Source organism: uncultured Paenibacillus sp. (assembly GCF_963515335.1).
In the GTDB taxonomy this organism is placed as follows: Bacteria; Bacillota; Bacilli; order Paenibacillales; family Paenibacillaceae; genus Paenibacillus_I.
In genome coordinates, this window is sequence record NZ_CAUPYC010000122.1 from 1 (window position 1) to 2,606 (window position 2,606).

The following is a 2,606-nucleotide window of genomic DNA, read 5'->3' on the forward strand; positions in this document are numbered from 1 at the left end:
AATACTGAGAATGAGCGAGAAAACAGGAGAAAACATTACTTTATAGTGGGAGGAATGACAATGGGACTGTTTGATTTGAGCGGCAAGGCGGCGCTCGTCACCGGCACATCCGGCGGACTCGGGCAAGCGTTGGCGATCGGCTTGGCCGAAGCGGGCGCGGATATCGTGGCGGTTTCCTCGTCGGGCAGCGCGCAGACGGCGGCGGCGGTGGAAGCGCTCGGGCGCAGGGCGTTCGATCTGCCCGCGGACCTCAGCGACGCCGACGGCCTGGACAATGTGTTCGATCGGGCGGTTGCGGCATTCGGGCGAATCGACATACTCGTGAACAACGCGGGCATCATCCGCCGCAAGCCGGCCGTCGACCATGGACGCCAGGACTGGTACGACGTCATCGATTTGAACCTGAACTCGGTCTTTTTCCTGTGCCAATCGGCGGGCAGGCATATGATCGAACGAGGCAGCGGCAAAATCATCAATATCGCCTCCATGCTCTCCTACCAAGGCGGCGTCAACGTGCCCGGCTACACGGCGAGCAAGCATGCCGTTGCGGGACTGACCAAAGCTTTCGCCAACGAATGGGCAAGCAAGGGCGTGCAGGTCAACGCGATCGCGCCCGGTTATATGACGACGAACAATACGGCGCCAATCGTTGCCGACGAGCAGCGGTACCGTTCCATCACCGAGCGGATTCCCGCCGGCCGTTGGGGTGCGCCGGAAGACCTCAAGGGCCCCGTCGTTTTCCTGGCGTCGGCCGCATCCGACTATATGAACGGCCACGTGCTCAACGTGGACGGCGGCTGGATGGCGAGGTAAGGTTAAGGCTTATAAAGTGACGGATACTGACTGACATTGTCGAAGGAGATGTTTAGCGGGATGAAAAAGCTGCAACTGCTCCAACAGCTGTGCGAGTCCGGCGTTGTCGCCGTGCTGCGGGGCGATTCGCCCGAAGAGGTCGTGCGCATGGCCGAAAGCGCCATTGAAGGCGGCATCAAGGCGATCGAAATCACGATGACCGTGCCGTTCGCGCTCGAGGCGATCACGGCGCTGGCGAAGAAGTATCACAGCGCGGAGCCGTCGCGTGCCGACTATGCGATCATCGGCGTCGGCACGGTGCTCGACCCGGAGACGGCTCGTGCGGCCATTATGGCCGGCGCCGAATTCGTCGTGTCGCCAAGCCTGAATCCGGATACCGTCAAGCTCTGCAATCGGTACCGGGTGCCGGTTATGCCGGGTGCGATTACGATTCAGGAAATCGTCGCGGCGCTGGAGCTCGGCGTCGATGTCGTCAAGCTGTTCCCCGGCAGCCTGTTCTCGCCTTCGATCGTGCCGACGATCAAGGGACCGCTGCCGCAGGCCAACGTCATGCCGACGGGCGGCGTGTCGTTGGCCAACCTCGGCGAGTGGGTCAAGGCCGGTGTGTTCGGAGTCGGCATCGGCTCCGATCTCACGAAGGAAGCCGTCGCCAAGGGCGACTTCAGCCTGATCGCCGACAAAGCGCGCGCCTATATGGAAGCGTACCGGAAGGCCAAGGCGGAATCATAGCACAACTGTGAAGATGCGGAGACCAATGCAAAAACCGAAGGTGTATGGACTGTCAACGCCGCTGAGTTGACAGTCCAATCATTATGACTTCCAATCAATAACGGCGGGCAGCATTGATGGAAATATTGTACGTGTCTTATTCGTATCAACATTTATAATAATGACATCAGTCTTGCTCAGGTTATAAACTGCCCCTGCCAGATATTTCCCATCAGGTGAAGGCTTATACGGTAAAATGCCTTGCGCATTAACTTTGATCGACTTTTGGGGTCCAACAGTATTTAGTTGTTCCAGTATAACCACACTGCTGTCATTACTCAATCGATAAGCTAAAAACTTTTTGTTAATGGAGAGTGCAGGTGCCAGAGCATTATTTTTGAATATAACGGCTTTTCTGTTCGCTATATTATAAGCCATTATGTTATAGTTACCCTCACCGGCATCCATGGAGTAAAGCACCGTATCAGAGTCTAGCCAATCATAATACTCAGAACTCATATTTGAAATAAAAACGGGTTCTCCACCAATCTCGATATCATAGTAGAATAACTTATTATCTTCAATAAAGCTGATGGAATCCTTGCCGGGGACAAACTTAGGATGCTCCACATCTCTACCGGAATAAATTAATCTTTTTCTAGAGTATGAAGATCCGTCACCACTTGAAAGTTCATATATGTTCTGCATATTGTTTTCGTCAATTATGGCAATTATATTATTTTTACTGTTCACGTTATATTGCGGATAGTAGTAAATATCTTTTATTTCAAACGTTTTTTTGGTGCGTGGATTATACCTCACCACCGGAAATTCTGGAGCTGCATCTCCTTGCATAAGCAGCACTTCACCATTTAAGCCCGCAAAATCACGAGATGAGCTAAAAAAAATCACATTTACAATATATCCGATAACTATCGCGAAAAATAAAATCAGCGTGAAAAATGCTATCCGTTTTGTTTTCAATAAAACACCAACTTCTCATTAATATAGCTTAATAAAACGAATACTCTTTAACATGGATTCGGAAAGTAACCTCTTGAAAAGTTGAATAAAGCGCGTCAAAT

Annotated in this window: 3 protein-coding genes; 2 read left to right on the forward strand and 1 reads right to left on the reverse strand. The window is 51.8% G+C overall.

Going from position 1 to position 2,606, the window contains the following annotated elements:
• The first annotated feature begins 60 nt into the window (after window positions 1–60).
• Window positions 61–813, forward strand: a complete 753-nt coding sequence (kduD, locus tag RWM61_RS20135) for a 2-dehydro-3-deoxy-D-gluconate 5-dehydrogenase KduD (RefSeq protein WP_314004260.1) — start codon at window positions 61–63, stop codon at window positions 811–813.
• A 60-nt stretch (window positions 814–873) separates the two neighbouring features.
• On the forward strand, window positions 874–1,542 hold the full coding sequence (locus RWM61_RS20140; protein WP_314004263.1) for a bifunctional 2-keto-4-hydroxyglutarate aldolase/2-keto-3-deoxy-6-phosphogluconate aldolase: 669 nt from the start codon (window positions 874–876) through the stop codon (window positions 1,540–1,542).
• Between the two features lie 81 nt (window positions 1,543–1,623).
• Here the strand turns inward: RWM61_RS20140 and RWM61_RS20145 are convergent, their stop codons facing one another.
• Complete coding sequence (locus tag RWM61_RS20145) at window positions 1,624–2,505, reverse strand: hypothetical protein (protein WP_314004266.1); 882 nt, start codon at window positions 2,503–2,505, stop codon at window positions 1,624–1,626.
• Window positions 2,506–2,606 lie beyond the last annotated feature (101 nt).